At 66.2% G+C, this 25125-nt stretch carries 29 protein-coding genes and 1 pseudogene; 11 read left to right on the top strand and 19 right to left on the bottom strand.

Translation table 11 applies throughout. The features are described 5' to 3' along the window. Window positions 1-163: 163 nt before the first annotated feature. From ABZ915_RS22860 to ABZ915_RS22815, 10 genes are all read right to left on the bottom strand, one after another. A complete protein-coding gene (locus ABZ915_RS22860; protein ID WP_361805961.1) occupies window positions 164-1420 on the bottom strand; it encodes a tyrosine-type recombinase/integrase in 1257 nt (418 codons plus the stop codon). Beyond that, window positions 1420-1659, bottom strand: a complete 240-nt coding sequence (locus tag ABZ915_RS22855) for a helix-turn-helix domain-containing protein (protein WP_361805958.1) — start codon at window positions 1657-1659, stop codon at window positions 1420-1422. Before ABZ915_RS22855 ends, ABZ915_RS22860 begins: the two co-directional genes overlap by 1 nt. Next, window positions 1652-2947 carry a replication initiator gene (locus tag ABZ915_RS22850; RefSeq protein WP_361806314.1) on the bottom strand — a complete coding sequence of 432 codons (1296 nt, stop codon included), beginning with the start codon at window positions 2945-2947 and terminating at the stop codon, window positions 1652-1654. Before ABZ915_RS22850 ends, ABZ915_RS22855 begins: the two co-directional genes overlap by 8 nt. A gap of 160 nt (window positions 2948-3107) precedes the next feature. Next, the gene (locus ABZ915_RS22845) at window positions 3108-3353 is read right to left on the bottom strand and encodes a SpdD protein (protein ID WP_361805956.1); all 246 of its coding nucleotides are present in this window, start codon (window positions 3351-3353) and stop codon (window positions 3108-3110) included. 25 nt (window positions 3354-3378) lie between these two features. Then, window positions 3379-3573, bottom strand: coding sequence for a hypothetical protein (locus tag ABZ915_RS22840; protein ID WP_361805953.1), 195 nt, complete (start codon window positions 3571-3573; stop codon window positions 3379-3381). A gap of 16 nt (window positions 3574-3589) precedes the next feature. Then, window positions 3590-3781, bottom strand: a complete 192-nt coding sequence (locus ABZ915_RS22835; protein WP_361806311.1) for a mobile element transfer protein — start codon at window positions 3779-3781, stop codon at window positions 3590-3592. Then, a complete protein-coding gene (locus ABZ915_RS22830; protein ID WP_361805950.1) occupies window positions 3778-3960 on the bottom strand; it encodes a hypothetical protein in 183 nt (60 codons plus the stop codon). Before ABZ915_RS22830 ends, ABZ915_RS22835 begins: the two co-directional genes overlap by 4 nt. 19 nt (window positions 3961-3979) lie before the next feature. Continuing rightward, window positions 3980-4618, bottom strand: a complete 639-nt coding sequence (locus ABZ915_RS22825; protein ID WP_361805947.1) for a DUF2637 domain-containing protein — start codon at window positions 4616-4618, stop codon at window positions 3980-3982. Window positions 4619-4701: 83 nt separating this feature from the next. Next, window positions 4702-6078 (bottom strand): FtsK/SpoIIIE domain-containing protein, encoded by a 1377-nt coding sequence (locus tag ABZ915_RS22820; RefSeq protein ID WP_361805944.1) that lies wholly within the window; start codon window positions 6076-6078, stop codon window positions 4702-4704. Then, entirely contained in the window at window positions 6078-6434 is a 357-nt protein-coding gene (locus tag ABZ915_RS22815; RefSeq protein WP_361805941.1) for a hypothetical protein, read from the bottom strand. The genes ABZ915_RS22820 and ABZ915_RS22815 overlap by 1 nt, the downstream gene beginning before the upstream one ends. A 181-nt stretch (window positions 6435-6615) precedes the next feature. On the opposite strand from ABZ915_RS22815, the gene ABZ915_RS22810 reads away from it, so the two are divergent. Continuing rightward, window positions 6616-6981 (top strand): hypothetical protein, encoded by a 366-nt coding sequence (locus ABZ915_RS22810; protein ID WP_361805939.1) that lies wholly within the window; start codon window positions 6616-6618, stop codon window positions 6979-6981. 25 nt (window positions 6982-7006) lie between these two features. On the opposite strand, the gene ABZ915_RS22805 is transcribed toward ABZ915_RS22810, so the two are convergent. Continuing rightward, window positions 7007-7795, bottom strand: coding sequence for a GntR family transcriptional regulator (locus ABZ915_RS22805; protein ID WP_361805936.1), 789 nt, complete (start codon window positions 7793-7795; stop codon window positions 7007-7009). Window positions 7796-7878: 83 nt separating this feature from the next. Here ABZ915_RS22805 and ABZ915_RS22800 point away from each other — a divergent pair, with 83 nt between their 5' ends. Genes ABZ915_RS22800 through ABZ915_RS22790 form a run of 3 tightly spaced genes read left to right on the top strand, consistent with a single transcriptional unit; the run spans window position 7879 to window position 9162 of the window. After that, window positions 7879-8310: an NUDIX hydrolase gene (locus ABZ915_RS22800; protein WP_361805933.1), complete on the top strand. Its 432-nt coding sequence runs from the start codon at window positions 7879-7881 to the stop codon at window positions 8308-8310. A 46-nt stretch (window positions 8311-8356) separates the two neighbouring features. After that, window positions 8357-8785, top strand: coding sequence for an ATP-binding protein (locus tag ABZ915_RS22795; RefSeq protein WP_361805930.1), 429 nt, complete (start codon window positions 8357-8359; stop codon window positions 8783-8785). Continuing rightward, window positions 8779-9162 carry a hypothetical protein gene (locus ABZ915_RS22790; RefSeq protein WP_361805927.1) on the top strand — a complete coding sequence of 128 codons (384 nt, stop codon included), beginning with the start codon at window positions 8779-8781 and terminating at the stop codon, window positions 9160-9162. Before ABZ915_RS22795 ends, ABZ915_RS22790 begins: the two co-directional genes overlap by 7 nt. A 341-nt stretch (window positions 9163-9503) precedes the next feature. Here the strand turns inward: ABZ915_RS22790 and ABZ915_RS22785 are convergent, their stop codons facing one another. From ABZ915_RS22785 to ABZ915_RS22775, 3 genes are all read right to left on the bottom strand, one after another. Further along, entirely contained in the window at window positions 9504-11477 is a 1974-nt protein-coding gene (locus tag ABZ915_RS22785; protein ID WP_361805924.1) for a hypothetical protein, read from the bottom strand. Window positions 11478-11574: 97 nt separating this feature from the next. Then, complete coding sequence (locus ABZ915_RS22780) at window positions 11575-11841, bottom strand: hypothetical protein (RefSeq protein WP_361805921.1); 267 nt, start codon at window positions 11839-11841, stop codon at window positions 11575-11577. Window positions 11842-12058: 217 nt separating this feature from the next. After that, window positions 12059-12994 carry a hypothetical protein gene (locus ABZ915_RS22775; RefSeq protein WP_361805918.1) on the bottom strand — a complete coding sequence of 312 codons (936 nt, stop codon included), beginning with the start codon at window positions 12992-12994 and terminating at the stop codon, window positions 12059-12061. A 1028-nt stretch (window positions 12995-14022) separates the two neighbouring features. On the opposite strand from ABZ915_RS22775, the gene ABZ915_RS22770 reads away from it, so the two are divergent. After that, the gene (locus tag ABZ915_RS22770) at window positions 14023-14649 is read left to right on the top strand and encodes an SHOCT domain-containing protein (protein ID WP_361805915.1); all 627 of its coding nucleotides are present in this window, start codon (window positions 14023-14025) and stop codon (window positions 14647-14649) included. Window positions 14650-15552: 903 nt separating this feature from the next. Here the strand turns inward: ABZ915_RS22770 and ABZ915_RS22765 are convergent. From ABZ915_RS22765 to ABZ915_RS22750, 4 genes are all read right to left on the bottom strand, one after another. Further along, window positions 15553-16110 (bottom strand): EF-hand domain-containing protein, encoded by a 558-nt coding sequence (locus ABZ915_RS22765; protein ID WP_361805912.1) that lies wholly within the window; start codon window positions 16108-16110, stop codon window positions 15553-15555. 569 nt (window positions 16111-16679) lie between these two features. Beyond that, a complete protein-coding gene (locus tag ABZ915_RS22760) occupies window positions 16680-17765 on the bottom strand; it encodes a hypothetical protein (RefSeq protein ID WP_361805909.1) in 1086 nt (361 codons plus the stop codon). Between the two features lie 38 nt (window positions 17766-17803). Then, on the bottom strand, window positions 17804-18361 hold the full coding sequence (locus ABZ915_RS22755; RefSeq protein ID WP_361805907.1) for a flavoprotein: 558 nt from the start codon (window positions 18359-18361) through the stop codon (window positions 17804-17806). Beyond that, the gene (locus tag ABZ915_RS22750) at window positions 18358-19632 is read right to left on the bottom strand and encodes a helix-turn-helix transcriptional regulator (protein WP_361805904.1); all 1275 of its coding nucleotides are present in this window, start codon (window positions 19630-19632) and stop codon (window positions 18358-18360) included. Before ABZ915_RS22750 ends, ABZ915_RS22755 begins: the two co-directional genes overlap by 4 nt. Before the next feature lie 72 nt (window positions 19633-19704). Between ABZ915_RS22750 and ABZ915_RS22745 the strand changes: the two are divergent. Both ABZ915_RS22745 and ABZ915_RS22740 read left to right on the top strand, forming a co-directional pair. Next, window positions 19705-20172 (top strand): annotated as a pseudogene (locus tag ABZ915_RS22745) (ATP-binding protein); the annotation flags it as partial. A gap of 138 nt (window positions 20173-20310) precedes the next feature. Further along, on the top strand, window positions 20311-20697 hold the full coding sequence (locus ABZ915_RS22740; protein ID WP_361806308.1) for a hypothetical protein: 387 nt from the start codon (window positions 20311-20313) through the stop codon (window positions 20695-20697). Between the two features lie 336 nt (window positions 20698-21033). Here ABZ915_RS22740 and ABZ915_RS22735 read toward each other — a convergent pair whose 3' ends face one another. After that, the gene (locus ABZ915_RS22735) at window positions 21034-21447 is read right to left on the bottom strand and encodes a hypothetical protein (RefSeq protein WP_361806328.1); all 414 of its coding nucleotides are present in this window, start codon (window positions 21445-21447) and stop codon (window positions 21034-21036) included. Here ABZ915_RS22735 and ABZ915_RS22730 point away from each other — a divergent pair. From ABZ915_RS22730 to ABZ915_RS22715, 4 genes are all read left to right on the top strand, one after another. Next, window positions 21342-21827 carry a restriction endonuclease gene (locus ABZ915_RS22730; RefSeq protein WP_361805901.1) on the top strand — a complete coding sequence of 162 codons (486 nt, stop codon included), beginning with the start codon at window positions 21342-21344 and terminating at the stop codon, window positions 21825-21827. The genes ABZ915_RS22735 and ABZ915_RS22730 overlap by 106 nt on opposite strands. A gap of 1334 nt (window positions 21828-23161) precedes the next feature. Then, complete coding sequence (locus ABZ915_RS22725) at window positions 23162-23569, top strand: NUDIX domain-containing protein (RefSeq protein ID WP_361805898.1); 408 nt, start codon at window positions 23162-23164, stop codon at window positions 23567-23569. Between the two features lie 100 nt (window positions 23570-23669). Further along, window positions 23670-24215: a GIY-YIG nuclease family protein gene (locus ABZ915_RS22720; RefSeq protein WP_361805895.1), complete on the top strand. Its 546-nt coding sequence runs from the start codon at window positions 23670-23672 to the stop codon at window positions 24213-24215. A 98-nt stretch (window positions 24216-24313) separates the two neighbouring features. Further along, window positions 24314-25120, top strand: coding sequence for a ribonuclease BN (locus tag ABZ915_RS22715; protein WP_361805892.1), 807 nt, complete (start codon window positions 24314-24316; stop codon window positions 25118-25120). Window positions 25121-25125 lie beyond the last annotated feature (5 nt).

The raw sequence follows: 25125 nt of genomic DNA, 5'->3' as shown, positions 1-25125 counted from the left end.
CGGTGCCTTTCAGGGATGGTGTTACCACCTTAGAAAGTCCGCGACTTTGTCGAAGATGTGGGTACCGGGGTGCCTTTCAGGGATGGTGTTACCACCTTAGAAAGTCCGCGACTTTGTCGAAGATGTGGGTACCGGGGTGCCTTTCAGGGATGGTGTTACCACCCTAGAAAGTCCACGGCTTCGTCGAGCCTCGGTCTCCTGGAGGAGTCAAGACAGAGGCCACAGCGTTACGCGTACGCTCCTGGCTGGACGGCATCAGGTGCGCGTACACCCGGAGCGTCAGGCCCGGGTCTGAGTGGCCGAGGTACTCGGCGAGGGCCTTGATGTTCTCTCCCGCGTCCAGGAGCACCGAGGCGTAGAAGTGGCGGAGTGCGTGCATGCCATTCTCGCGGGATTCGGCGTACGACCCGCCGGGCTTCCGCTCGGGGATCACGCCAGCCGAGGCGAGGGCGCGCTTCCACACCTCCTCGTTGAGCGACGTACGCCAGACGTGCCCGCCGCGCGGTCCGGTGAAGATCAGCCGCTTGGTCACCGGAGGCCCGTCCGCCACCTTCCACGGCAAGGTGATCTCTACCGACGGGAATCGCTTCATGTGGGCCCGGAGGACGTCAGCGACTGGACCGGGGAGCGGTACGTCCCGGAGCTTGCCACCCTTCGGCGGGGCGAAGACCGGCTTGCTGCGGCTCAGCTTGAGCTGCTGGACCACGTGGAGGGTGTCCGACTCGAAGTCGATCGCGTCGACGGCCACGCCCAGGATCTCGCCTTGCCGAAGGCCGCAGCCACCGCCCAGGTCCACCATGGCTCGGTAGCGCTCGGGCATGCCGGCCCGGACGGCGAAGACCCGTTCCGGTGTCCAGGGCACGACGCGCTTGTTGTCCACAGACGGTGGACGGACTGAGCGGGCGGCGCACGGGTTCCGGGGAAGGTGCCCGTCATCCACGGCCGCACTGAGGGCGGCGCGCACGTTGGAGTAGATCGTCCGGGCATACGAGCCACGGACGCCGTTCTCCTGAAGCTGCTGCACCCAGTCGCGGATGTGAGCGGGCTGGAAGGAGCCGAGAGGGCGCGAGCCCAGGTAAGGATAGGCGTGCAACCGGAGCTGCGACTCCATCGAGGCCTGCGTGTTCGGGTCCGGCGCGTGGGTCACCCACTTCTCGGTGTACTGCTGGAAGGTGATCCGGGCCGCGCGGGGGTCGATGTACTGCCCCCGCGCCATATCCGCCTCAGTCTGCGAGAGCCACTGTTCGGCGATCCGCTTCTGACGGTCGGGGAAGCTCTTGGACTTCTCGGTGCCGTCCGGGCCCACGTAGCGGGCGCGGTAGCGCATGCCCGTGCCATAGCGCTCGGTCTTGACCCTGCGAGTCTTGCCGTCCGGCCCCTTCTCTTCCTTGTACCAGCGGTCTTGGATGTGTCCGGCCATCAGGCAGCGGCCCCTCTGAGCTGGGACTCCACCCAGGCGCGTACGTCGTCCGGGTCGAAGCGCAGGTGCCGGCCGACCCGGAAACCACGCGGACCGGTGCGCTTACGGCGCCACTGGTAGACCCTCTCGACGCTGGGCAGCTCGAACATCTCCACCAGGTCGTCAGGGGTCAGGAACCGCGTGGGCAGAGCGCGCGGCGCGGTAGCCACTTCCGCCGAGATGCGGCGTCGGTCAACCATGCGTGCGTTCTCCTTCCGTACCTGGGGCGGGTTCGAGGGACGCGGCAAGCCAGGCTTCGGTGTCGGACAGACCGGTACCGGCGAAGACCCAGTGCGCGAGGACGTACGTCGTTGCGGGCTCAGGCCCGTTGGCCGCTATCGCTTGGGCTCGACGCCATTCGGCGCGGGCGTCTCGGAGGGCGCCGAGGGTGGTGGAGTAGCGGCGGGATTTGGTGGAGAAGTGGCCGCGGAAGCCGAGCATGTGCGCCCAGGCGCGCAGGCGGAGGTGTTTGAGGTCCTTGCGCGCGCCGAGCGTCCATGCGGTGCGGACCAGGCGCCGGGCATGGTCGCTGATGTCGAGCTGGGCGAGTTCGGCGGCGAACTTCAGCGGCCGGTCGAGAGCGCCGGTCGCGGTCTCGGCGCCCTTGGTGGCGTACTTGGCGATGTACGCGGCGACGGCCCGCTCGGTCAGTTCCTGGCCGCCGTCGAAGTCAGCAGAGCGGATGGTGCGGACGTCGAGCTGACGGCCGAAGGCGAAGGCATGGGCCCGGCCGTCGATGACCGGACCGTCCACGCGAGCGGTGGCATCGGCGGCGCGTATGGCGTCGGTCAGCAGCTCGGCGGTGGCCCAGGCCGGGGGCGGGGTGTCGCTGCCGGTAGGGCCGTCGATGCGGATGACGGCGTGGAAGTGGACGGCGCCGCGCTTCTGGTACTCGGCGACCTTGGCGAAGGACACGCGGGCGTGTTCGCGGAACCGGCGCTGTGACAGGCTCGCGCGCTTGGCGACCTCCCTGCGCAGGTAGATCGAGAAGCGCCGCCAGAGGAGACCGGCGTGGGCGTTCCAGAGCACGGCCGCGTCGTAGTCGTAGGTGTCCGGGTCGAGCGGGGTGCCTAGTGCGTCGTCGTCCTGGTCGTGACGGGTGCCGCAGCGGCAGGGCCGGACGGTGCCGGCCGGTCCGGTGGGCCGGTTGTGGACCGGGCCGAAGCCGGGGGCGGTGAAGGTGGCGAAGACGCGGGGGTGTGCGGCGACGTGTTCGGGGGTGCCTTTGCCGCCGCGCAGGCCCGAGGTGATCAGGTGGAAGGTGTCGCGCCGGTAGACCTCGGCGCAGGCCGGGCAGCGGGTGGTGCGGCGGTTGTTGCAGCGGACGAGGAGTTGTCCGGCCGGGAGGTTCGCCGAGTCGATGTGGTGGACGACGTTGCCGATCTCGCCGGTCGTGGTGTCGAGGCCGTACTCCGTGCGGTGGCCGTCGAGGCGGATCGGGTGGGTGCAGCCGCCGAGGCCGGAGAGCTGGCGGAGGATACCGGGCAGGGTGCCGTCCGAGGCCAGGTTGCCGAGTTCCTGAAGCGGTGGCGGGGTGGTGCGGGTGAAGATGGCGGTCTCCTTCTGACTGGGGCTCGGTCAGGAGTGATGGGCCCCGGGGCGGCGGATGCTTGGCCGTGTCGCGCCGCCCCGGGGAGTCAGGGGCCGGTCAGCGCCGGTGCTGCTCGCGGAACAGGGAGCGCAGGACCACGGCGGCGATGGCCACGGAGATGGCCGAGACGGCGACGGCGGCCAGGAGCGCGGTGAGGACCACGCCGCCGGTGATGACGACCGCTACGGCACCGGTGCTGATGGAGACCGGCGGGAGCGAGCGCCGCGCGGGAGCCGGGTCGGTCGGGGCGTGAGTGTGCGCGGGCGGCGGCGTGGGGGTGTCCGGGTACTTGGGCAGGAACACAGTCGATCTCTCCTCATCTACTCGTCTAGGCGTGTGAGCCGTTTATGACGGTCACGCCGGTACGCGTGCCGGATTCGATGGCGGGGGCGAAGAAGGTGTGGGAGAGCCAGAAGCCGAAGAGGGCGATCAGGATGACGATCCAGGGACGGACGCCGAGGAACTTGATCGCTCCCCAGACGAAGAAGCCGAGGACGAACACGAGCGGCAGACTGACGGTCACAGTGTCCGGGGTCCTTTCAGCGGACGGCGCAGCGGTGGGTGCGGGCGGCGAGTTCGGCGGCGGCGCGGCTGTCGTAGTCGGCGGAGAAGCCGCAGCGCGGGGCGGTGCAGGCGGCGGTGTGCTTCTCGCGGCCCCGGTCGTCGTAGGCGGTGGCGACCTGGACGGGCCCGATGCGGGTGACGTTGCGGAAGCGGCGGTTGGTCATCAGCGGGTGTCCTCTCCGGTGAAGTCGGCAGTGTGGTCGGTGAGCCACTGCTGGATCTCGGCGTGTTCGTCGTCGGTGGCCCGGTTGATCGCGGCTTCGGCGATGGCGACGGCCTGAACGAACTCGTTGCGCCGGGTCAGTTCGGCAGCCTGTTTCAGGGCGGACTCGATGGACGGACGCATGACACGTACCTCCTTGCTGTCAGGTGAGTTGGGCGGCGATGGCTTCGGCCATGGGGGCCGGGACGCCGAGGCGGGCGCGCAGTGTCGGGGTGTCGATGGGGGATCCGGTGCGGGTGTGGTGGTCGGCGGCGACCTTGCGGGCGTGGTCGACGAGGGCGGCCGGGACAGCCACGGCCGGTTGCGCGGGGCGTTCCGGCGGTGCCTCGATGGCGGGTTGGGCGGTTGGCCCGGGTGAGGATTCGGGGCCGCGCTCCTGGTCGTCGATGTCCTCACGGTCGGCGCTTGCCTGCGGCGTGGGTGCGGTGTGGGCGAGGAGGGTGCCGCCGAGGAAGGCGACCGCGGGCCAGCCCGCGACGAGGATGCGCAGCCAGGCCGGCACCTGGTGCACATCGAGGAGCCCGGCGGTGGCGACGTTCGCGCCGAGGGAGGCGGTCAGCGCGATGACGAACCAGCACCACCCGGCGGCTTTCGCATCGCCGGAGCGCAGTCGGCGCCAGGCGGCGACGAGCAGCAGGTCGACGCTGATCGGGTAGGCCCACGCCTTCCACCCGTCCTGCCCGGCGGCCGAGGCGATGTCGTGCAGGTGGGCGAAGGACAGCGCGGCGGCGATGACCGCTTGGACGAGTACCGCGTCGACGCGGGCCAGGTGGGCGCGCATGCTGCGGCTCCTTTTCGGGTTCAGGCATGGGAGGGGTAGGGACGTGGCGCGAGACGGTCACGCCAACCAGGTTGGAAGGAAGGTCAGCCGGTCACCGGTCGCGGCTTGACCAGCGAGACCGGATCTTCGACCGGTCGTACGGGGACGTCGGGCCGGAAGGGCTTGAGCGCAGGCAGCTCGGGCACCAGGTGCGCCGAGATGCGGCAGATCTCGGCAGCCTCGCCGAGGGACAGGTACGGCGTGCGGATGCGGGACCAGCCACCGGAGGTGTCACCGGCCACGGCGAGGCCGGGCCGTTCGGGAGCGATGGCACAAGCGGCGTAGACCGCTTCGGGTGCGATGTCGCCGAGCGCCATCTTGGCCGAGGCTTCGTCGTTGACGCGGTGGCAGACACGGCCGGTCAGCTGGGCCCGGAGCATGGTCGCGCCCTTGCCGAGTTCGGCGCCGAAGCGCTGCCCGCACACCTCCAGATAGATGCCGGCGGCGCGGCCGAGCTGGGCGAGCCGGATGAGCTGGGTGACCATCTCGTCGCGGCGGTCCTCGTCCTTCTTCGTGGCGATGAGGAAGAGTTCGGCCACCTCGTCGACGAACAGCACGACCGGCGTGGGGCGTTCGTGCTCGGGCAGGCCCCAGATGTCGGAGGTGAGCTCCTCGTCCGGGGTGCCCGGGGCGATGCCCTGCCGGGCCTTGATCAGGTCGTATCGGTCCTCCATTTCCTTGACGAGCACGGGCAGCAGTTCGGCCGCCTGCTCCGGGTCGGCGGCCAGCGCCGAGAGCCGGGCGGCGAAGGGCGCCAGCTCGACGCCCCGCTTGCAGTCGATGCCGACCAGGGCGACCGGCTGAGGAGCGAGCCCGGCGATGAGGTGACGCAGGTACATCGACTTGCCGGACAACGTGGCGCCGAGGGTGAGTTGGTGCGGAACGGTGCGGTAGTCGCGCACGAAGGAAGTGGTGTCCTCCCGCAGCGCGACCGGCACCCTGAGAAAGCCGCCGTCGGCCTTACGGGGCATCCGCACCCGCCGCAGCACGTCGAAGCCGACGAGCCGCAACTCGACCACGCCCGGCTTGACGGTCGTGACGTACACGGCGTGAACGCCCCAGGCATGCCGCAGCCGTTCCGCCGAGGCGGCGACGTCGGCAGGTTCCTGCCCGGGGGCGAGCCGGAGCCGAAGCCGCAGCCCGGTCGAGGTGGGCCGGATGATGCCCCGACGAGGCGGCACGGGCCGCACCTCCCGCCGAGTGGTCGCCTTGAGGGCGAGGACCCGCAGCCGGGACGGAGCGACGGTCAGGCCGCACGCCTCCATGACCGAGCCGTACGAGGCGAGCAGCCGGGCGGTGGATATCGGCAGGCCGACCGTGGACCAGTAGACCCCCGGGTGCCTGGCCCGGGTGTAGGCGGCCCCGCCGCCGAGCGCGGCGAGGGGACCACCCACCTCCAGGAGCGTCGTCAGATCGGCCATCAGGCAGCGGCCCCAGAAGCGGCCGGGAAGGCGGCCGGGGTGACGGCGGCGGCCCGGAAGGCGATGCCGTGCCGCTGCTGGCCGTTGAACACCGACTCCCACGGCCGGGCGACCAGGCCCGGCAGCGAGACCGGCGCCCCAAGGGCCAGCCCCTCAGAGATACCGCTCTCCGGAACGGTGACCTTGAACAGCGACGACTCGCCGTCCTCGATGTAGACGACACCGAGCGTCATCAACGCCTCGCCACTGGTCGCGTCCTTGGCGATCTCACCGGTCTGCCGGTCACGAACCTTCGGCTCAGGAGCCTCGGTCAGCAGGATCGTCGCGGCCGCAGTCTCAACACGGATGGTACGCAAGGAACTTCCCCTATCTACTCGTCTATACGTGTAGCACCATGTGAACCCGACTGGCCGGGTTCGCGCGGACTACGTTGTCACACCACTTGCCCACTCGTCTATACGAGTAAGCGTGTTGGGGTGTACGAGTTCGAAGGAGTGTCCTGCCCCCGCTGTCAGACCCACCCACCAGAATCCACCCATGCTGATAGCGACCAACGCCCGCGGCCACACGGTGAAGCGACCCTCGAAGCCGGCGATAGGGACCATGCTCGCCAACCTGCGGCGCGGCAACGAGCACTTGATCCTTGAGCGGCAGGACGAGGAAGTCGAGGGCGACTGGTACATCCAGGTCTGGTTCCGCGACAACAACACCTACCAGCTGGAATACCGCGAAGGCGTCCCTGCGGAGCACTACCAGACACAGACGGTGTCGCAGGACAAGGTCCTGCAAGCTCTCCTCGGCTGGGTGACCGACAAGCCAGCATGGCGGGAGGGCTTCATGTGGAACAACATCGGCCACTGGTTCACCCCAGCCCCTGAAGGTGAGGACGAATCGACCTCCTAGAACTGCACCGCCGCCGCCCATGCGATCAGGTCGCCGGGAGCTGGTAGGAGAGGACGTAGGCGTCCGCCGCCATGACCGTGTCGCAGACCTCCACGGCCCGGCCCTCGGTGTCGTAGGCGGTCCGGATCAGGTGGATGACGGGCACGCCGGAGGCGAGCCGGAGCGTCTTGACCTCAGCGGGCGAGGGCATCCGGGCCCGGATCTCCTCCTCGAAGTGGTCGAGCCGGTGACCCAGCTCCTCCAGCCGGGCGTAGATGCCACCGGGCCCGGGGTTGGGTTCGGCGATCGGCGTGCCTCGCGCGATGTCGAGGGGCAGGAACGAGGTGGCGAACTCGACCGGCCGCCCATCCAGGAGATACCGACGCCGCCGGGCCAGCACACGCCGCACGGACCCCAGCCGGGCGGAGACATCCTGACTCGCCTTCTCCTCCTTCACCTCAAGGCTGTCGACCTGAGGGTGACTCCCCACCGCGTCCGCTTCGACGATGAACGCGGACTTGCCCTGCTCCCGGTGCCGGCGCGCGAAGCGGTCGGAGGCCAGGCGCCGCACGGGCGGCCGGGGCCGCACGAACACGCCCTTGCCGTGCTCGGCGTGCACGAGCCCTTCCCCCTGGAGGATGGAGAAGGAGTTTCGAACCGTCATCCGGGAAACCCCGTAACGCTCGACAAGCTCGGCCTCCGAGGGCAGCTTTTCGCCCTCTCTGAATCGCCCGCGGTCGATGGCTTCGCGCAGCTGGTCGGCGATCTGCCGGAAGACCGCACGATCGCTCGTGGGGTCGAGATCACCGAGCAGGCCGGAAGAAAGAGGGCTCACGCGTACTCCTTTAGGTATCTAGACGAGTGGGTGAGTGGTGTTGCTACGGTGGAGAGCCTAGCCAGCCGAGAGGTCCGAGGAACGTGAGCACAGACCGCCCGCACTCCGTAAGCGTCGCCGGAGTCGTCATCGACGACCACGGCCGGGCCCTCTTGATCCAGCGCCGCGACAACAGCAAGTGGGAACCCCCGGGCGGTGTCCTCGAACGTGAGGAAACCATCCCCGAGGCCCTCCAGCGCGAAGTCCTCGAAGAAACCGGCATCAAGATCGCACCCTCCGCGACCCTGACCGGCGTCTACAAGAACATGAAGGGCTTGATCGTCTCGCTGGTCTTCCGCTGCCAGGCGGCCGACGGCATACCCACCACCGGTGACGAGACCCGCGCACTGCGCTGGGCCACCCGCGAAGAGGTCACCGAGCTTGCCGACGAGGCGTACGCCATCCGCGTCCTGGATGCCATGGACGCAGCGTCGCTGCCCGCCATCCGCGCCCACGACGGCGTGAAACTCGTCTAGCCCGAACCCGCTGCACATGGCGGCCTACCAGCACGAAGGAACTTGTATGCACGAGTATACGAGTAGCGTCCGGGTCTGGGGGCTCACTTGCCCAGGATTTCCCGAAGAGGTCAGCAGAGCCCGCCGCTGGACCCGCGACATCCTGCGCGGATCCCCCTTAGCCGAAGACGCCGAACTGATCGTCAGCGAGCTCAGCGCGAACGCGATCCTCCACACGGCAAGCGGACTGGAGTCCGGCAGGTTCCACCTGGCCCTCGCGGTCTCCCCGCGGGTGATCGCCCTGTCGGTCACCGACGACGGGGGCACCGAGACGGCCCCGAAGGTCGAGGACCAGGCCGACGACGCCGAGCACGGCCGAGGCCTGGGCATGGTCAGCGTGATCGCTCACCGTGTCGTCGTCCACGACAGCGACGGCGGCCACACCGTCACCGCGGAACTCTTCACGGACACCCGCAGGGGAGAACACCCGTGCTGACCAACAAGCCCCGCACCGGCTACTGGTGCGAGTGCTGGACCCAAGACGTCACCGAGCAGGAACAGCCGGCACTCCGAGGATCCTTCGACGCCTACTCGGCACCCCAGGCAGACAGGTGGGTCGCGGTCGCACTCCGCACGATCTCACCGGCCCTGGACCCCGACGCATCCGACCAGGCATGGGCGTGGCTGTACCAAGGCCGCGTAGCAACCCGCCATGCCCTCCTGCGCTCCGAGTCCTGCTCAGTCACCGTCACCCAGGACCGCACCCGCATCACATGGACGATCCGACCGGTGCTCTTCCTGCCGCTCGCACACCGTCAGGGTGCCGAACTCCCAGCCTGCGCACACGATTTCAAGCCCCACGCGACCGACTGAGTTACAACTTTCTCTACTGGTTCAAGGCGGCTCGCTCCGCTCCCCGCGCGCGGCCCGGCCCCCGGCCGGGCCTGCGCTCCTGTCTCCGCCCCGCTCCAGCCCGACCGGCGCCCGTGCCGCGCTCATGGCAATCAGCCACCTGATGCCAGAGAAGGGGTACGTCGTGGCTGGGGCGGTCGGCTCCACGGCTTTACGGAGCCACTTTGGCGCGAGCCTCGAAGATCATGGCCCCAACGTCGTGCTTTAACGGGCAGGTCCACAGACTGCCCGACGCGCCGGAAGCTTACGGGGCCATGATCACTCGCGCCAAAGCAGCGCCACCCCAAAGCCGCTCCACCGACCTAGTTCAACAGCTTGTCTGGGATGTGCACGACCTCATATTCACAGCCCGACAGCCACGCCTCGATGACAGCACGCTCCTCACTCAGAGTAACAAAGATCTGCGCCTTTCCGCTGTCGCTTTGAAGTTGAGAGCAGGATCGCAGAAAGGCCTGCATAGCCCTCGGCTCAACGTCGTACATCCTTGGGCCATCCAGCAAGAGCAGGCTGGGGTGGCAACCGCCCATACGGCCGCTGACTCTGACAAGGCTCAAAAGATACGCCCACCGCAATTTAAGCCCATCGCTCGCCGAACCTTGGAAGCCGAGATCGCTGTCCCCGTGAGCTGGACGCATAGCCTGAGAATCGATTGTAATCTCACCGGGAGCGAAAACAACGAATCCGAAAGTCGAAAGCAACCGCTGCAGTTCCCTTTGCCAGTTATTCAGCTTAGCAGCGTCTTGCGCCGTAAGGACTTCCTCCCCTAGCTCATCAAGTTCCTGCTTAACAAGCTTGGATCGCTGCTGAACATCCAGCAGATCGCTTACAGTAACTTGTGCATTATCCCGCAGGCGCAGCAATTCTTGGTACCGGGTTTCAGCGGCGATGCGGGCTTGCAACCGCGCAACAGATACGTCAGGCGCCTCGGCCTCCAAATCTGCCTGAATTGCTCTGATGCGAGCGCGCACCTCCCCGGCCTCTTGCTCAAGTGAGCCGCGCGCTGCCTCATTAGCTCTGGCGCCCACCTCTGCGTCGTTGATTACGTTCGAGATGGTCTCCAACTGCTGCCCCACCAGAGCGGCGCTCTCTGTTGTGGTTAGAACTGGTGCGCCCGACAAGCTCTCCGTTCCATCAAGAGATTGCTGACAGGTCGGGCAATCATGGTGCCTAATAGCGTGAGCAGAATATTGAGCACCGAGATTTTCGAGTGCAGCAATGTCTTTATATCGCCGTTGTTCCTGCTCCAGCAAGCGACGACGCTTTTCTAGGATCCCTCGCTGCATATATGTCATGTTCGCCGAGTCATCAAGCGATTGCAGATCCAACGTAATCTGCCGCAGCCTGTCACGGGCCTCTGAGAGAACTGCGCTCAGTGCAGATGCCTCTGCCTCCGTAAGTCGTGATCTCTGCACCTCTCCCATCTCGGAAATGCGAGTTTGGAGATTGCTGAGCATTTCTTCGAGATTAATCCATTGATCTTGATGAAAGACCGTCAACACATGACTTGCATCGGCCTCGCCTGATTCTGCCCCAAAAAGTACACTGCGATAGAAAGCGGCCGATCCGAATTCGCTAGTGTTGACCACACGAGCATTGGACACGTGGGCGGCGGCATCCAAGGCTCCACGAAGTGCCGAATATTCAGCCCGTAGTACAGCAAGCCCCTGCTCTAGTTCAGATCGTCGCCGCGCTCGCTCCATGACGTCGAGACGCAAGTAAAACTCGATCGATCGCCTCAGCGGCTCCCTGATTTGATATTGAGTCGGCATCTTGGGGACGATGCCGGACCAGCCCTGCTTCTGTTCGACGAAGAAGAGAGCAGCAAGAACTTGCAAGTAGAGCGGGACCTCTCTACCGCTATAAGTCGGAACTACCGGCAGATCCCAGCCCAGAAATCGTGCCAGGTAGTTATGGAAGCCAGCCTCGTTCTGGGCAGTCCCGCCCCTTCCTACGTAGTAGTAGCGAGGCTCGGAGACTACTTCGTTGCGTGATTCGGTGAGGAGCGGGCCATCCCATACTGTAATCAAGTCGGGCTTGATTCCCTCTGGAGGGACCGGATAACGGCGAATGGTAATAGAGTCCCGACCGTTGGTAATTTCGAGGTCAATCCATGATTGCCGAACTGGCCGCTCTGCACCTCGCACTTTGACGCTGCGCGTAAGCGCTGTGGTAAGAATGCCTTGCTTGCCCGGCTTGAGTGCTCCCTCAAGCCCGAGCGCATACATAATCGAGTTGAGAAGAAGGGTCTTCCCTGAGCTGTTCTTCGCGCGAATCACTGTGAGCCCGTCCCCGAAGCGGGCCTCAAAGCCAGCGACGCCCTCAGGCGTGAGCGACTTAATGGTCACAGCCCTAATACGCAGCAAAGCTATCTCCTCAACGAATCAGCGCGATGGCACGCTTCAGCTTGGCCGTCGAAATCGGAACGAGCCGCAGCAAGAATTCTTTCTCCTCAGAGAAAATCTCTGGATTCAACTTCAATACTTCAGCGAAATTTCCGCCCTTATCTAGAAGCGAAACGCGCCCCTTTTGAGAAACTGAGATCAGTCCTTCAGCGTGCGCGAGACGAATCGTGAGGTCGAGTGAGGGTTCAAGATTGAATGATCCAACGCCAGCAACAAATTCTCCCTCCCACCATTTCAAGAACCGAGCTCTCGTGGTTGGAGTCCTTAGTGCATGAGTCACAACGTTTAGATCGTCGGCATCTGCAGTTGAACCACGAAAGTAGCTCAAGACAAGAACTAGGGCACCCAAACGCCACGCTGTGTCACTTGTTGGTGGAATCGGGCGCGGCCTGTTCCGAAAGATGACCGGCTGAGCACCGATCTCATCATTTACCATTCCTGACCCAGGAGGCATTTCAGCCCGCCTCCTCGAAGTCAAGCGGACACTGCTGAAGCCAATCTGTGACCGCCATCAGTGCAATGCTCTCTGCGTTACTCTTGGCAATTCCTGGAACGACTTGCTCGACGCGCTCGCAAACTTCGCCGATCACCGAACCAAGGACTTTATGGGGCAGATCTCCCGGCCCGTAAGCGAGCAGAAGTCCTCTTTCTACACTTGCAATGCAGTCGATGATCTGCTGATATACCTCAGGGATGCTTTCCATGTAACGGTCTAGAAGTCCCTCGCCCGTCAGATGGCTACCCAGCAGGTGAGCACGATAAGTGGCGCGCTTATCGGAGTTGGCGAGTCTGGGAATGCGCGACAGCTTCTCATCCATGACAGAAATCAGCGAACCCTGGACTTGGCGAAAATCAATACCATCGGCCGTAGTCTTAGGAATCGTTGCCGGCACTCCTACGGGAGCAGGCAACACGGGGCCCCGCCTCAGGATTTCAGCAGAGTCCCTATAGTCTGCTAGTTCATGAACGTCGACGATGAAGTCGGTTGTGACGTACGGCAGGTTAGCTCTACGCACTAGGGTCGCTTTTTCGCTGCAGTGCTGCACAGTTTTATGCGACTCGTGTCGCGGCGTGAAAAGGATCCATGACCTGATCTTCACGCTGTCAAAGAGACGCGTGAGTTCAACCTCGTTCTTAACAAACTTGTTTATGTCTTTAGTGATCTTGTCTCGATGGTTGTCGTAGAGGGCGCGCGGACCCAAGTCCGGATTCTCCGGACAGTAACACTGGTAGACGATCCCGCTCCGCGTGAAACACTCAATTCCAAGGTCCCCGCGATCTTGATCCGGAACCTTGATCACATTGTCAGCGCCGTACTGCTGGCGGAGTAGGCGGATAGCCCACTCTTGCCAGGAGTCTGGATCCCAAATCCAACCGGATGCCCCTGTCACGCATCAGATCATAGGGAGGTGGGCGGCTGTCCGTAATGGGAACGCTACGACCCGATGTCTCCGCGTCGACCATACCTACCCAATATTGGACAATTCTTGCCCCGTCGTCGTGGCTAAGTGTCGTGGACTGAGGCTCATTCTCCCAAGTCCGGGTCTCGACCCTGAGGACGGCGGAGCGCACGGGTCGTGCCATAGGCGTGCCAGATCCCGCGGGGAACCACGGGGAACGGCGGTGACTGTAACCAGGGCTCGACACTGACCCACCGCAGCTCAGCGGAGCAACTACCGGCAGAAGACCCGAGCTTCCCAAGCTGAGGGCTTCGGCCGTCGTCACGAGTCGGCCGTGTCTGCTTGCTCTGGTCGACGGCACACCCCAATAGCGTGGCGAGGCCGGTGGGGGTGCAGCGAGGCATACGCGTGTCTGGTCGTGCGGCGCACCCACCGTCGTGGCTGACTGTCGTCGGCTGAGGTTCATGCCACTGCCGTGCCAGATGCAGAGGTCAGCCACGGCCAACGGCAGCGTCTCGCGGTCGAGTTCTCGGCAGCCTGATCAGGTATCAAAGCTGCAGGTCAGCGCCCCCACTCCTCCGCCTCTCTCCTGAAGCGGGTGTCGGACCTACCTCCGACGCCGGAAGTACCAACCGACTGCCAGCACGATGAGGATGGAGATCACGAAGGCCCACACCGTGGTTGCGACGTTGTACGAGCTGTGGACCAGGGCAAGCATGCTCAACCGGATACCCGGCACTGGCCGTAGCCGGTGGGCCTGCGTATCCCCCTCTGTCGAATGCGTGTCGCAGGCGCCGAAGATTCGCGCTCGGCTAGCGGGCAACGCCAGGTCAGAGGTGATGTGCCGGTCACGACGCCGACGATGCGGATCTTCAACTTGTGCCTCGCGTACCAGTTCTTCGTCTTCAAGGAGGCTCAGATGTCATACGACGACCCGCCTGAGCCTCTCGACCCGTCGACGACGTCCGGCTGATCTTCTGGGCTTGATTCGGGCCGAAGTCTTGCTCTACGTTTCGCGAATGGCGATTCTGCAGACGCTGACAAACCAGGGACGCGTAGTGGGTGGCCACTTGGCGAGCGGCAGCGTTCTCTCAGGTCACGGCGGGCTCACCGTCCAGCACCCACGCAACCCATTCAAGCGGCACAAGCTCAACGCCGAGACCGTGCTCGAGTGGGAGGAACTCTCGACCAGGGAAGGTGTCGCCGGCGTCATGGGCCAGGCTGCCGCGAAGGCTGCTCTGCCTGGGATGATCGGTAAGGCTGTCGGTGCCGGCCTCGGGGCTTCCATGAAATCCGGGCACACCGTCCGCGTGGACTGGGCCGACGGCAATCAGTCCATCATTGAGTTGCCGGAGAAGCTGTTCGTGATCTTCTCCGTATTGCTCGAGGGCCAGCAGGTCGTAACTGATACCTCCGCGCAGGCCGAGTCTTCGGAGCCCCTCCCGGCGCAGCCTGGCGTGACCGAGAAGATCTTGGACCTCGCTTCTTCGATGGTCCAGCGAGGCAAACATGGGGCACCGGCCGAGGCCGCAGCTCAGCCGGGTGTTGTCGAGCAGATCACGAAGCTCGCGTCGCTCCACGACGCTGGCATCCTCACGGACGAGGAGTTCGCGGAGAAGAAGGCTGAGCTGCTCAAGCGTCTCTGACACTTGAGGCGGCCAGTCGGCGCCCGGGCCCGGGGCGACGTACATGATCCAAATCTCTTGGCGTGGTACTGACGCCGGTTCTCGCGCAGGTGGTTCGACTCTACTCCGCAAGATCAACCGACCGGATCTGCCGCAAGGTGAGCGTCAGGTTCGGCCACGCCCTGGGATGACTCACGGGCGGCAGCTCGCGCCACACCTCGCCCGGGTATGGGTCCGCCATCAGATCGCAACGAGGCGCGTGGCGTCGGGCTCGCATGCCAGATCCCACCAGCAGCTCTTGCCCTCAACGGCTCCGCCGCGGGCCTCCACGGATCAGCGGGCGGTCTCGTCGTCCTCGCGTAGAGCAGCACGTCGCGCCGGGCGAGCCGCCCCCACACTCGCCCGCCTCGCACCGCCCCTCTGGATCAGCGTCAAGTCGACAACTCGGCGGCTGAACCGCTGGTTGCGTGCGCCCGGCAGGGCGCGGTCGGGGCGCGGATCAGAAGGTGCGGTGCGGCGGATGGCCTGGCGTCCTGGGCCGTCTCTGGGCCGTGCGAGCTTGCTCAACAGTGGCCAACGACGACCAATGACACCTACGTAGGCGCAGCGAGGCACCGCTCGGACCAGCAAAAACGCAGGTCGCCAACTTCTTGGGCAAGACCCAGGGCAAGAAGAAGTAGGTTTGGTGATCATGCCCCCGACCTGAGCATACGGCGCGGTGCGGGGGCATTCTCACGGCCTGGGCCCACTCTGGGCCCTCAGCGCCCCGCGTCCTGCGGTCGGAGCGCGCGCCCGATGGCCTTCCGGGCGCGGTCCTGGCTGCTGGGCATGAGGTGCGCGTACACCTTGCCGGATCGGTCAGCACGCCGCATGGCGGCGTGCTGACCGATTACCGGGAACCTGCGCGGGACGGACCCGGGACGATCAGACGTGTCCGAAGAGGAGGCTGCCCGGAGCGTTCGGGTCGTTGGAGTAGAAGTACTCGTGTGCTGCCCGGATGAACTCCTGCCGCGAGATGTGGCCGTCCCCGTCCAGATCGAGCTTGTGGAAGGTCTCGATCGCGTCGGGCTGGGAGACCTTCCAGACCTTCCTCAGGAAGGTCTCGAACTCTTCCTTGCTGATCTCGTTGTCGCCGTCGACATCAATGCAGTCGAAGATCGCGTGGCCGCAGCCCTCGACCATGTTGAGCCGACTGGTGTCGATGCTCGCAAGGCGGTTGGCCTCGACGAACTGTTCCTTGGAGAGCCGCTGCTGCTGCCCGTTCGGTCGCGCGTGCCGGATGAGCTCGTTCCAGTACATCTGGTAGAAGGCGTGGATTCCGCCGGCCCGGGGGTCGTTCTGGCCGAGCTTGAAGACGCTGATGTAGCGGTCCACGAGCTGCTGGTAGTCCGACCAGTCCACGTAGCTGTCGTTGTTGGCGTCCATGGTGTCGAAGGCTCGTTCCAGCTTGAGCTGGACGACGTCTCGTGCCGTAGTGGTCATGCCTGGGTCCTTCCGGAGGTGGCGTGCGTGCAGCCGTGCTGTCATTCGATCGACAGCACGTTCTGTTATTGCCCCACTTCGGAGCGTAATCTGAAGGCTCGGTGCTCGCACATCATGGAAAAGCCGCGTTCATAGCCGTCCCTGCTGGCCATGGGGCGACGCGCTCAGCTCCCCTTGCCCCTCCACGGCCCTTACCGCGTCGGCCTGTCTGCCCCGAAGGGGCAAGGACTGTCCTCACGCGCGCAGAGAGCGCCGCTGTCGCGGGCAATGTTCGCCAGGGACTGCGGCCGGCGCGCGAGCGTAGCGAGCCCAGAGACACGCGGCCGTAGGCCGCTCCTTTACGGGGCCTTCCGGGAGGTCTTGGGGCAGGCAACTTCGGGGCCCTCCGAGGACGACCGACGATGACAGGCAACGACCGCCAACGACCGTCCGAACGCAGGTCAGTTGGGGTGCGCACCGCGCTGACCAGGGCCGAAGAACGGGCCCGCCAGACCCAGGGCAAGAAGAAGTAACCCTGACTGATCAAGCCCCCTGCCTGCGGGTTCGCCGCTGGGAGGTGGCCTTTTCGTCTAGTCGGCCATCAGATCGTTCTCAACGGCGGGAGCCAGCCGGACGAGCAAGCGCTGCGTCTCGGCCGGTTCCAGGATCCGGTCGAGGTGGAGGGCCGGCACCATGTGCTCGAACACTCGACCCACGCCCAGGGCGTAGGTGCCGTTCGGCGGGTGCAGCACAAGGACGCGGGTGCCGTCGATGGTCCCTATGTCGGCAGGCACACCTTCCGGGCTGATGTAGGTCCCCTGGCCGTCGAAGAGGCGGAAGCAGCGGATCGCCGCGTCGTCGGGGACGAGGTGGGGGTCGCCGCTGCTCGCCGCCTCGACCCAGGACCGCGCGGGGCGATCCCCAGTGACCAAGCCTTGTCCGGGATCCCCGACGAGGCGGTCCGCCAGGAGGATGTGCAACTGGCCGTTGTCCCCGACCCCACTCATCGTGAGGGCGTATCCCTGGTGTGTGCGAGGGTCGATGACGACCAGCGGCTCGTCGTCGAGGACGGCAGCCAGCGCGCCGACCCAAGCAGCTCGCTGGGACCGGTGGGCGACCGCTGCGGCGTGTTCGCGCAACTCGGCTTTGACCTCGCCGGGGACGGCCGCGCGGAATTCTGCGTCCGCCATGACGGTGATCAGGGCTTTGAGCCAGTGCTCCATGTCGAACCAGGACATGGCGATCCGGGTCATGGTGTTCTTGTCGACGCCCCGGCGCCACCGGGCCAGTCCCGTCAGCTTCCGCACCAGTTGATCGGTGCTGGCGCTCACCGGTTCGGGCAGCGCTCGGCCGCGCGCTGCTTTTTCCCAGAATTCCGGCACCACCTCGTTGAGCATCATGGCTTCCGAGGCGCGCTGCGGCAGTACGCCGACGAGAGCCATGGGGGACGCACCCCACTCGACGCAGGCGCCCGCCAGAACCGCCGTCATGGCGAAGTCCCCGCTCAGACCTGGCAGCAAGGGCGCGAGAGCTTCTACGGCGGCCGTCAGGCTCTCGGGCCCTCCCGCCCGAGCAGTCTCCGCAAGCCGCTCCATCGCGGTGCGGTAAGCGGGAGCGGAGCCGGACTTCATCTGTGCGACGAGTTCATCGACCAGGCGCTGTATATCCGCGGGCACGCGGGAACGCTAGCAGGGGTGATCGTCCGTCCTCCTTATCACGGCCGCCGACGAAGCTGTGGCTCCAGCAGGTCCAGGGCCTCCTGCCAGCGGAAGCGGTCCGCTCCGCCGCCGGCCTTCGGCCTGTGGGGCTCGTAGGAGCCGATCAGGACGCCCATGTCATCGCGGAGCCGTTCGAGGCTCTGCCGGTAGGCGGGGTGAGCTGCCTGGGCGGCGTTCAGATAGGGCAGGACGGCGGTGGGGATGTCCATGCCGTACGCCTCGCACAGGATGCCCAGGGCGAGGGTGTCGGAGATGCCGGCCGCCCATTTGTTGACCGTGTTGAAGGTGGCCGGGGCAACAGCGATGGCGTCCGCGGGCGGCAACGGGCGGGCCTCGCCGGGTGTGCGCCATGCGGAGCGGATCGGGTAGCCGGTCCGGGCCTCGATCGCGTCGGTGTCGAGGAAGCCCAGACCCTGCGGGGTCGCGATGACGCCGACGTCCCAGTGCCGCCCCTGGGCCGCAGTGATCAGCTTGCCGACGTCGGAGGCGATGCCGCAGGCGCAGACGACGACGTACAGGAACGGCCTCTGCTCCGGAACGGCCAGCCCGGTCACGCGGGAACTCCCAGTCGGCGGCTGAAGTGATGCAGTTCCGGCAGGGTACGGCGGCGGTCGCGGGCGACCAGATCGGCGACCAGCTCGCGCACGGCCGGGCGGCGGACGTCCTGGGCGGCGGACGCCTCGGCGATACGCAGGGCCTGGTAGGCGTCGGAGAGCCGGTCCTGCTGACTGTAGGCGCGTGCGGCCTCCACCCACAGGGCGGCCCGACGCTCGGGGACGGGGATGGGCATGCGCATCAGCGGGCGCGCCGCTCGGATGGCGTGCCCTGCATCGCCGAAAGCCACCAGAGCGCTGACCTCGTGGAGGGCGACGTTGGTCGGGCTGAAGTTGGCCCACGCGTCGGGCCGGTCGAGGCAGACGTACCGGGCCAGTTCCTTCGCCTCGGTGAGGAATTCACCCGTGGCGGCACGATCCCCTCCGGCGCTGGCCGCGGTCACGCCACGCAGCAGCAACAGTCCCACGGCCGCGAGGTATTTCGGGGAACGGCGGTCGTAGGAGCCGGTGAGCCGGCCGGCGGTATGGCGGACGAGAGTGACGGCCTGGGCGCTGTGCTTCTCACGGGCCAGGACATGAGCCTGTACACGCACACTGGACGCAAGGATCACCGGATCGCCGGAGCGCTCGGCCTCGGCCATCGCCCGGCCGACCGCGAGCCAGGCGTTGCCCTGGTCGTGCTGCTTGAGCAGCAGGCTGGTCGAGGTCTGGTACGCCGTGGCCAGCAGCCCGGCGAGCCCATCCGTGGCTGTTCGGTCATCGGCGGCGGCGTGCCGAAGGTCGGCGATCAGACCGGGGAGCGTCCGTTCCAGTGCTGCGTAATCGCAGGTGTAGAAGAGCCTGCGAGCCGTGCCGACCCGTTCTCGGAGGACTGCCGCGTCCAAGGGTGCGCCGGAAGCCGCCGGACTCGGACCGGGGAGGAGTGCCTGGACGAGGTCGTGGTGGGCGGACGCCGAACCGACCGGGGGCGTGAGCGCGGCGAGGCTCGCGGCGAGGAAAGTGCGGCGGTGCATGTCGTCAGCCTGATGATCGGCGGAGGAAGCGTCGAACGCAGAGGTGAGCCCCAACTCCACCGGTCGGATGTCGAGTTCCTGTGCGACCGCGCGCAGGACGCGGATGTCCTCCGTGCCACGGCCGCTCTCCAGCCGACTCAGCTTGGACTGGTGGTAGCCGAGCGCGGCGGCAACGTCCTTCTGCGAGCGCCGCTGTAACACCCTGGCCCGGCGAATGACTTCACCGATCCGTAGTGCTTCGCTGCGTGCTTCGGCCATCTGCCACGGCCCCTTCCGCCGCCGCTGATCCTGCCTGATCAACCGAGCGTAGATCAGCCGCTCTGCGAGGTGATGCAGCTTCCGCATAGCCAATGCAGCGCGGACGACGACACCAACCGACAACCGCGAGCACCTGATTGCGTGACGAGGCCACCCCCACCCGAAAGGCCGCCCATGGCAACGCACCAGCTCGCTCTCTCCGTACCCGCCACGCCAACCGCGGTCACCGCCGCCCGGCACCAAGCCGTGTCCGCGATACAGGGATGGGCAGTCGAGCTGGACGACGAGGTAGTGCACACCGCCGCGCTGGTGATCAGCGAGTTGCTCACCAACGCGGTCCGATACGCCGGCACCGGCCAAGTGCGCCTGACGGTACGACTCACCGATACCGCCCTGCGCATCGAGGTTCACGACTCCGACAAGTCGCTTCCCCGGCCCCGCCTCCCGGAGGAATTCAGCGAGAACGGCCGCGGCCTGCTCCTCGTCGCCGCCCTGTCCAACCGCTACGGCGCCGAACCGACGGCCAAAGGCAAGCACTGCTGGGCCGAAATCGCCCTACCCGCTCCCGAGCGACCCACGTTTTCGACTACTGGCACTCTCACCGTCGACGCCTCAAAGGAAGCCGTACAGCAGGGACCTGCCACTTCGGTTCAGTCGACGCATCTGAGCACCGCCCCGATCGACACCCACAAACCGCGACGGGGCTACTGGTGCGAGTGCTGGACCCAAGACCTCACCGAACACGAACAGCCGGCATGCCACCAAGCATCCTTCGACGCCTACTCGGCACCCCAGGCAGACAGATGGGTCGCGGTCGCGCTCCGCACGATCTCACCCGCCCTGGACCCCGACGCTTCGGATCAGGCCTGGGCCTGGCTGTACCAAGGCCGCGTAGCAACCCGGCATGCCCTGCTGCGCTCCGAACCCTCCACGGTCACCGTCACCCACAACCGCACCCGCATCACGTGGACCATCCGCCCAGTGCTCTTCCTGCCGCTCGCACACCGCCAGAGGGCTGAACTCCCAGCCTGCGCACACGTCTTCAAGCCCCACCCGACCGACTGAGTTACAACTTTCTCTACCGGTTTTCAAGCACCCGTCGTCGCTTCGCTCCTCCGGACGGGAGCGGGCGGCCGGCGCCGCCCGCGCTCATGTCTCCGCCCCGCTCGGCACCGCCGGCCGCCCGCTCCCGCCCAAGAGGCAGGCACACAGTGCATGAGGTCAGAACACGTCGTGGCTGGGGCGGTCGGCTCCACGGCTTTACGGAGCCACTTTGGCGCGAGCCTCGAAGATCATGGCCCCAACGTCGTGCTTTACCGGGCAGGTCCACAGACTGCCCGACGCGCCGGAAGCTTACGGGGCCATGATCACTCGCGCCAAAGCAGCGCCACCCCAAAGCCGCTACGCCGACCTAGGATCTGTCCGACGCGACCAGAGCGGTCTCACGACGATGCTGAGTGCGACCAGGTCTGCGGCGACAAGGATTGTGAGGTTGGCCCAGTTGTATGGCAGGGCCTTGGCGACCGGAAGTGCCACCAGCGAGGTGACCCCCTGCAGGACGGTGGAAATCTCCGAAAGAACCTTCACCGCCGCGCCCTTCCGCGTGCGAAACGCCGCGATCCCCCAGAGCAGAGGGAACAGCAGGCAAGCGATCGCAGCGACAGCGAAAAACGGCAAGGCGAGCACGTTCCCCATGTTTCCGCCGCCAGGTGAATCGTCGCCGGGGTCGATCACCGGGTGTTCCACATACCACTTCGCAAGGAGCGTCGCCTGCACGAACACGGCAGAGAACACAGCTGAGGCGAGGGCGGTCACGCCGTACCAACGCCAGGTTCGGTTCGCCGTCCTGCAAGTCGCTGCCACTGCTACTCCTTGTCCGTGCGTCACCCACCGCTCGGCCTGGTCAACGAGTCCGCCACGTCAAGGCTTGTACCGATCAGCGCAGCGAGAGTGTAGGCGTTCACCAGATTGTTGAGTCCGTCCAGGCGCTCGCCGGAGTGGTGGAGCACAAGCGTGCTGCCAAGGGAGTCTTGATCACCACTTCGTGGTTTGGAAGGGCCAGCCATGACTTTGCCCGTCAGCACGGTCGGCTCCAGCTCATCGAAGGGCCGGAACTCAAATACCTGATCAAGGAGCACCTTGGCAAGGATGTGATCCCTGGCCCGGTTCCCCCGAAGAGGCGCCCCTCGCGCTGAGGCCGGACTGCCGCCGCTCAGGCCGAGGAGCTGGGCCGTCCCTGGGCCGTCCGAGGTCGCTCGACAGTGGCCAATGACGACCAACGACGACCACCACGTGCGCGAGGCCACCGCCCCTGAGCAGCGAAAACGCAGGGCACCAAGATCCCCTGCAAGACCCAGGGCAAGAAGAAGTAAGCAGAGCCCGAAGAGGCCCCCTACCTGCTGCTCTGCCGTGGGGAGGGGGCCTCTTATAAGTTGGTCGCTCCTATGACGAGGCCGGCCACCGTCGTAGACGATGACCGCATGCGTTACTTCAACAGGACACGCCACCCGGTGACGGACTACCCGGACCCACCTGGAACAGGCGGGCCAGGTGGTGGCGGCCATACCGGGAGGCGGCTGGCGTGCGTATTGGAAGGATGAGGGGCCCGACAACGGGCCACTGACTGAGCAGGTGCTCGCGTGGCTGGTTACGGCCAAGGGACGAGCCACCCCGATCACCGTCGATGCCCACGGACACGTGGACGACGCTGAGAGCGCCGATCGCCTCATCCCACCTGGGGAGGAGTGAAGCAGCCGCCCCGCGCCACCGTCTCAGTTTCCGTCTCAGTCAGTCCCGTTCACGGCCGTTCAGACAGGACTGGACGCCAGCTGTCTCCCGGAGGACAGCCTCGCGTGAACGCAGGTGAACGCCCTTGCACACGGCTCACCGCCCCACCAACACAGTTGGAAAGCGTGTTGGGGGCAACCCCTCACGAGTTCGAATCTCGTATCCTCCGCATCACGCCTGAACAGGCAAAATGAAGGGCACGAGCGATGCTGGCACCCCCGGGCGGTCATGCGCCCAGTTGCGAAGCGCGCGTCCGCCCACGCGCACGCGGGAGGAGGTGCGCGGCCGGCGCTGGCAGGTCATCTCATGGCCATCGACGAAGCCCGGCCGTCGGTTAGGTCCCGGACGAGTCTCCGGGCCGCCCCCAGACAGGCCGGGGATGAAACCTTTTCCTTCAGAGCTGGAACCCCCGGAAGCCGACCGCGCGTTTGAGACCATAGACGCAAGCACTGACAACCGGCCTCCCGGCGATCGACAGTTGAGCGGTGAGTGTCCAACTGCGTGACAACGCAGACGCGCAACGGCGGACACCCACGAACGTCTGCGGACCATCTGTGCAGGTGAAGGGCCCATCAGCTCAAGGCGCGGCGCCCACCCAAGTTGCTTCGGGACGAAGCGGTCGTTCCCCAGGCTCACCGCTACGCTTTCGCTGGCACGGCTTCCTCGTACGGACGTCGCCGGCAGAGTGGCTGAGGCTGGATGGTGCTGACGCGGACGATGCCCTCCGATACGGTCCCGAGCCATGGCGAATGGCAGCGATGTGCCGGAGAAAGTGGCGTGGATCCTGGTTCGGGACGACCGGGTTTTGGTAACGCGTAGTCACGGCAGAGATCGCTTCTACTTCCCGGGCGGTCATCGTGAGCCGGGCGAGTCCGATGGCGAGACCCTGGTGCGGGAGATCGACGAGGAACTGCAGGCGGCGATCGACCCCGGCTCCATGGTGCGCTTCGGCACTTTCGAGATCGGCGAGGGCCATCCTGATCACGGCCCTTTCCGGATGATCTGTTACACCGCCGATCACCGCGGTGAGCTGACCCCGTCGAGGGAGATTGCCGAGAAGGCGTGGTTCCGCTATGCCGATCGGGACCGAGTCTCGGCCGTCGACGAGCTAGCTTTCGACGCGCTTCACGAGGCTGGGCGGCTTCCCTGATCCCGTGGCAGCCGAAGGCCGCAGCTATGCAGGCCAGGGGCGTTCTGTCAGCGTCGGGCAGTAGCCTGCGACGATCACCCGTGGCACGCCTGGAGGGTTCGTGGAAGCTACCGTTCTCGTCAGTCCCGACCGGTTGTGGTCGGCGCCGGAGGTCTTGGTGCGTCCGAGTCCTGTTCCGGCGGCGGCAGGGGTCTACGGGTGGCACTTCAAGCAGTCGCCCCACCCGGACCTGGACGATGGGCGTCTGCTCTACGTCGGGATAGCCCCGCGGTACATGGCGAACCGGACCAGCACGCAGAACCTGCGCAAGCGGGTGCGCTACCACTACCGGGGCAACGCGGCCGGTTCTACGCTGCGGCTCACCCTCGGATGTCTGCTTGGACTTGGGTTGCGCCGCGTGGGCAGCGGCAAGCGGATGACCTTCGGCAAGGCCGGCGAAGCCACCCTGAGCCAGTGGATGGCGGACAACGCGCGGGTGTGCTGGGTCGAGCAGAGCGAACCGTGGGACCTGGAGTCGCAGCTCATCTCTCAGCTCGACTTGCCGCTGAACCTCGACCAGAACCGCCACAACGCGTTCCACGGTCGCCTGAAGGAGCTACGGGCCCAAGCACGCCGGCAAGCGCGGGAGTTGCCCATCAGCTCGTAGTCCACACCCTGACTGATCAAGCCCCCTGCTCCCGGGTTCTCCGCCGGCAGGGGGTTTTGGCTGCGACAGAGCCGGTGGACGGGGGTTCACTTCAGTACATGAGTGACGGCAGGAAAACGTTCCGCCCGCACGCGCCTGCCCTCTGGTGGCAGGCGGAGGAGCGGTGGCGGGCCGTGGTGCGCCGTTTCGAGGAGAGCGGGGTGGGGCGGCTGTGGGGGCGTCTGTCGGCGGTCGACTTCTTCGGGCACTCGTTCCAGCTGGCCGCGCTCGCGCTCCTGTGCTTCTTTCCGTTCCTGATCATCATCACGACCGCGGCGGGCCATGACGCGGCCGCGGTCCTCGCCAGCTGGCTGGGGCTGGACCAGCAGGCGGCGCAGGCCGTGGCGTCCCTGTTCGCCCCCGAGACAAGCTCCTACACGCTCACCGCGACGAGCGTCGTCCTGCTCGTGCTCGGAGCCATGGCGGTGGCCGGCACCCTCCAGAGCTGGTACCAGATGCTGTTCGACGTCCCTGTAGGGGGATGGCGGAAGACCGGGGCCCGGCTCGCCTGGCTTGCCGGGCTGTTCGCCTACAGCGCCGCACAGGCCACGTTCGCCAGGGCCATCGAGGGATGGCTCCTGCACGGCCTGGTCGGCTTCCTCTGGGCGGTCGTCTTCTGGTGGGGCAGCATGTACGTACTGCTCGCCGGGGCGGTGCCGTGGCGCAGCCTCTTCCCTCCAGCCCTGGTCACCAGCGTGTGCTGGACCGGCCTCGGGGTGTTCTCCGCCCACTACTTCTCCGGGGCGATCGTGGCGAACGAACAGAAATACGGCCCTATCGGCGTCGTCATGGTGATCTTGTCATGGCTGGTGGCAGTCGGCGTGGTCATCCACCTGGGGGCGATCGTGGGCCGCGCGATTCACTGAGCGAT

It is taken from the genome of Streptomyces sp. NPDC046915, assembly GCF_040644935.1.
In the GTDB taxonomy this organism is placed as follows: Bacteria; Actinomycetota; Actinomycetes; order Streptomycetales; family Streptomycetaceae; genus Streptomyces.
The sequence above is the reverse complement of the archived record's forward strand: the minus strand, read 5'-3'. Positions and strand labels throughout refer to the sequence as shown.